A 4760-nucleotide genomic window follows, 5' to 3' on the forward strand; every position below is an offset into this window, starting at 1 on the left:
CGTGCGCGGCGGGCGGGGGTGTCGTCGTTCGGCTTCGGCGGCACGAATGCGCATGTGGTGATTGAGCAGGCCCCGGCCCCGGATCCGGTGGTGTGGGAACCGGAGCCGGTGGTGAGTACGTTGGTGGTGTCGGGCAAGACGCCGGGGCGGATTGCGTCGCTGGCCGCGGTGTTGGCGGAGTGGATGTCTGGTGCGGGTGCGGGGGTGGGGTTGGCCGATGTGGCCCACACCCTCAATCATCACCGGACCCAGCACGGGAAGTTCGCCACGGTGTGTGCCCGCGATCGCGCCGAGGCGGTGGCCGGGTTGGCGGCGTTGGCGGCCGGGCGCCCGGCCGATGGGGTGGTCGGTGCGCATGAGGGGCCGTGCGGGTCTGGGACGGTGTTTGTGTTTTCGGGTCAGGGCTCGCAATGGGCTGGGATGGGCCAGCGGTTGCTGGCCGATGAGCCGGCGTTCGCCGCGGCGGTGGCCGAGTTGGAGCCGGTGTTTGTTGAGCAGGTGGGGTTTTCGCTGCAGCAGGTGCTCGCCGAAGGGCAGCCGGTGCGTGGGGATGCGCGGGTGCAGCCGGTGATCATGGGGTTGCAGTTGGCGCTGACCGAGTTGTGGCGCTCTTATGGGGTGAGCCCGGATGCGGTGATCGGCCATTCCATGGGCGAGGTGACCGCCGCGGTGGTGGCCGGGGCGTTGACGGTGGCCGAGGGATTGCGGGTGATCGCGGTTCGGTCGCAGTTGATGTCGCGGTTGGCCGGGCAGGGTGCGGTGGCCCTACTCAAACTGGATCCCGAGGCGACCGCGGCGTTGATCGCCGACTACCCCGAGGTCACCCTGGCGGTGTACGCCTCCCCAGGCCAGACCGTCATCGCCGGGCCTGTCGCGCAGGTCGATGCGCTCATCGGCGCGGTGCAGCGGCAGGATCGTTTCGCGCGTCGGGTGAACATGGAGGTGGCCTCCCACAACGCGTTGATGGATCCGATCTTGCCCGAGTTGTGTTCGGCGCTGGCCGATGTGACACCGAAGACGCCCACGATTCGGTTCATCTCGACGGTGGCCGACACCGCTGGGCCAGCACCGGTGCTTGACGCCGAGTATTGGGTGGCCAATGTGCGCCAGCCGGTGCGGTTGAGCCAGGCCATCACCGCCGCCGCCGACGACCACACCACCTTCATCGAAATCAGCCCCCACCCGATGCTGACCCAGGCCATCACCGAAACCCTGGAATCGGGCGCTCATCACCACAGTATCGGCACGCTGTGGCGCGATGGCGACGACACGGTCAGCTTCCACACCAGCCTCAACACCACCCACCTCCCACACACCCCGCATCCCCCCGAACCGCACCCGGTGCTGCCCACCACTCCCTGGCACCACACCCACCACTGGATCAGTGTCACGCCGGCGGGGCGTCGCGCCGAAGCTGTTGAGCTGGGCGCTGATTCGCGGGTGCAGACCGGTGGTGTGATTCCGGCGGAGTGGTATTGCGAGTTGACGTGGCCGGCTCGCCCGTTGTCTGGCGCCGAGACCGCCGCCGACGGTTCCTGGCTGGTGGTGGCCGAGGCGGCCCTCGGCGGGCAGATCGCTCGTGTGCTTGGCGACGATTCTCGCGTTACGGTGATGGCGCCGTCGGTGCTGGCCGAGGATGCTGACCAGGCCGTGCTGGTGGATGCCCTCGCCGGGGTGAGCCATGTGCTCTATGCGGCGGAGGTTTCGTCGAGCTATTTCGATGCCGAGTCGGGCTATGGCCTGTTCAACGCGGCGCGAAGGCTGACCGCGGCGCTGGCGGCGATGGCCTCGCCGCCGCGGCTGTTTCTGCTGACCCGCAATGCCCAACCGATCTCCGAAGGTGATCGGGCCAATCCCGCTCATGCGGTGTTGTGGGGTCTGGGTCGCACGCTGGCGCTGGAACATCCCGAGATGTGGGGCGCGGTTATCGATGTCGATGACACGGTGCCCGCCGAGCTGGCCGCCCGGTATGTGGTGGCCGAGGCTCACAGTGGCGAGGGGGAAGATCAGGTCGTTTATCGGGCGGGTGTGCGCCGTGTCCCGCGCCTGCAAAGGCGAATCCCGCCCTCGACATCGCCTGCTGAGATCGAGCAGGACGGCAGCCATCTGGTCATCGGAGCGACCGGCAATATCGGACCGCATTTGATCCAGCAGCTCGCCGACATGGGGGTGGGCACCATCGTGGCGGTATCGCGGAATCCCGGATCGCGGCTAGAGGAGTTGGCCACCACCCTTTCCGCGAAAGGTACGACGTTGGTGACGGTGGCCGCCGATGCGTCGGATGAGGCCGCGATGACGGCGCTGTTCGATCGGTTCGGCACCGACCTTCCGCCGCTGGGCGGCATCTATCTGGCGGCGTTCGGCGGCGGTCCGGTGACGCTGTGTGACATGACCGACGACGAGGTCACCGCCATGTTCCGGCCGAAGCTGGATGCGGTGGTACTACTGCACCGCCTTTCACTCAATCAGCCCGTGCGCCAGTTTGTGTTGTTCTCGTCGATTTCTGGGCTGCTCGGTTCCCGCTGGCTGGGTCACTACGCGGCGACGACCACCTTCCTTGACACCTTCGCCTATGCGCGTCGAGCGGCCGGGCTCTCTGCCACTGCCGTCAACTGGGGCTTGTGGAAGTCGCTGGCCGACACCCAAGCCGACCTGCAGCGCCAAGTGATCTTCGAATCCGGACTCGAGCCGATGCCCGACGAGGTCGCCATCCAAGCACTGTGGTCGGTAACCGGCCCCGACACCCCGGTCCGCTCCACCGTCGTCGCCGCCGACTGGATCCGACTGGCCACCGCATATCGCACCCGAACATCACTTCACATCGTCGACGACCTACTACCCACCGACGAAGACAGTGGCGACACCCGATCGATGCCTAGGACCGAGTTCCGTGAGGCATTGCGCAAGTGCGAGCCGGAACGGCGCCGCGACCTTCTGGTTGACCATGTGAGTGCGCTCGTTGCGGCGGTGATGGGGTTGGCTTCGTCGCAGTCGCTGGATCCGTCGGCGGGGTTTTTCCAATTCGGGATGGATTCGCTGATGAGCGTGACACTTCAGCGTTCCCTCAGCGAAAGCCTCGGCGAAGTGCTGCCCGCGTCTGTTGTGTTCGACTATCCGACCATTGAGGCGCTCGCCGACTACTTGGCCACAAGCCTTCCCGAGCTGATCGAAGTCGCCGAACAGGACAGCGTCGACGCCTACGAAGACTTCACCGAGGCCGAACTGCTGCAACAACTTTCGGAAAGGCTGAGTTAAGCGCTATGACTGCTGCCACGCCGGATCGCCGGGCGATCATCACCGAGGCGCTGCGCAAGATCGACGATTTGGGTGCGCGTCTGGAGATCGCCGAAAAAGGTGATAGCGAACCGATTGCCGTGGTGGGGATGGGGTGCCGGTTTCCGGGTGGGGTGAACAACCCCGATCAGTATTGGCAGTTGTTGCAGGAGGGGCGCAGCGGCATCGTGCGGGTGCCGCCGGAACGCTGGGACGCCGACGCTTATTACTCCGAGGACCACTCCGTGCCGGGCACGATATGCACGCGGGAGGGTGGTTTTCTGACTTCCTGGCAGGCCGATGAATTCGATTCGGAGTTCTTCGGGATCGCCCCGCGCGAGGCCGCGGCGATGGACCCCCAGCAGCGGTTGGTGCTCGAAGTCGCCTGGGAGGCGCTGGAAAACGCGGGCATCGCCCCGCATGCGATCCGCGGGACGCAAACCTCGGTCTTTGTCGGTCAGACCGCCAACGACTACGCGCTCACGCTCGCGGGCAAGTTACGGGCGGAAGATATTGACGCCTACGTCCCGTTCGGGAATGCGCCGAATTTCGCGGCCGGGCGGCTGGCGTATTTCCTCGGCGTGCGCGGCCCGGCGCTGGTCATCGACACGGCCTGTTCGTCGTCGCTGGTGTCGGTGCATCTGGCCTGTCAGAGCCTGCGCCGACGGGAAAGCGACACCGCGTTGGCCGCCGGTGTCAACCTGATGCTCAGCCCGGGAAACAGCATCGCCTGCTCACGGTGGGGGATGCTGGCCCCGGATGGTCGCTGCAAGACCTTTGATGCGGGTGCGGATGGGTATGTGCGCAGTGAGGGTTGTGGGGTGGTGGTGCTCAAGCGGCTCAGCGACGCGCTGGGCGACGGGGACCGGGTGCTGGCGGTGGTGCGCGGTTCGGCGGTCAACCAGGACGGTGCCAGCAGCGGGCAGACTGTGCCCAACGGGCCGGCCCAGCAGGCGTTGCTGCGCCAGGCGCTGGCTTCATCACGATTGCAGCCATCGGATATTGATTACATCGAGGCCCACGGCACCGGCACCGCGTTGGGTGATCCGATCGAACTCGAGGCGTTGAGCCAGGTCTTTTCCGACCGAAACGGTTCCGCGCCGTTGGTGTTGGGTTCGGTGAAGACGAATTTGGGTCATTTGGAATCCGCGGCCGGCATCGCGGGGTTCATGAAGACCATCCTTAGTGTGCGCTACGGCTACATTCCCAAGCACCTCAACTTTGAGCGGTTGACCCCGCATGCCAGCGAGGGCGCTTCTCGGTTCACCATTGCATCGCAGGCAGCGGAGTGGCCGTCGGTGGGGCGTGCGCGGCGGGCGGGGGTGTCGTCGTTCGGCGTCAGCGGCACGAATGCGCATGTGGTGATCGAGCAGGCCCCGGCCCCGGATCCGGTGGTGTGGGAACCGGAGCCGGTGGTGAGTACGTTGGTGGTGTCGGGCAAGACGCCGGAGCGGATCGCGTCGCTGGCGGGGGTGTTGGCGGAGTGG

At 66.4% G+C, this 4760-nt stretch carries 2 protein-coding genes; both read left to right on the forward strand.

What is annotated here, in order from left to right; translation table 11 throughout:
* Positions 1-3255, forward strand: a 3255-nt coding sequence (locus VKI00_RS01905; RefSeq protein ID WP_324434878.1) for a type I polyketide synthase, incomplete at its 5' end; no start/stop codon positions are given.
* Positions 3256-3260: 5 nt separating this feature from the next.
* Positions 3261-4760 (forward strand): type I polyketide synthase (locus VKI00_RS01910; protein ID WP_324434880.1); only part of this gene is annotated, 1500 nt, incomplete at its 3' end.

It is taken from the genome of Mycobacterium sp. (assembly GCF_035314665.1).
Classification (GTDB): domain Bacteria; phylum Actinomycetota; class Actinomycetes; order Mycobacteriales; family Mycobacteriaceae; genus Mycobacterium.